The organism is Citrobacter sp. TBCS-15, assembly GCF_005280815.1.
GTDB lineage: Bacteria > Pseudomonadota > Gammaproteobacteria > Enterobacterales > Enterobacteriaceae > Citrobacter > Citrobacter werkmanii.
Window position 1 is genome coordinate 1 of sequence record NZ_SZWK01000286.1, and the last position, 230, is coordinate 230.

The 230-nt window shown below is 43.5% G+C and carries 1 protein-coding gene; it reads right to left on the minus strand.

The features are described 5' to 3' along the window. Positions 1-209: hypothetical protein (locus FDW96_RS15430; RefSeq protein ID WP_212732920.1), on the minus strand; the 209-nt coding region annotated here is incomplete at its 3' end. Positions 210-230 lie beyond the last annotated feature (21 nt).

The window sequence follows — 230 nt, forward strand, 5'->3', positions numbered from 1 at the left end:
GCTCCGTCAACTGCTCCGTTCCATATATCAGCAAACCATTGACCAATACCGCTAAAGAATGAAACTATTCCGTCCCATGCACTCTTTAAGAAGTCTACGAAACTACCCCAAACCTTTTTACCTGTTTCGGTTTGAGTGAAGAAGTAAACTAAACCAGCAACAATGGCTGCGATTGCTATGCCAAGAGCCACGAATGGATTCATAGCCATTACAGCATTGAAAGCTCCTTG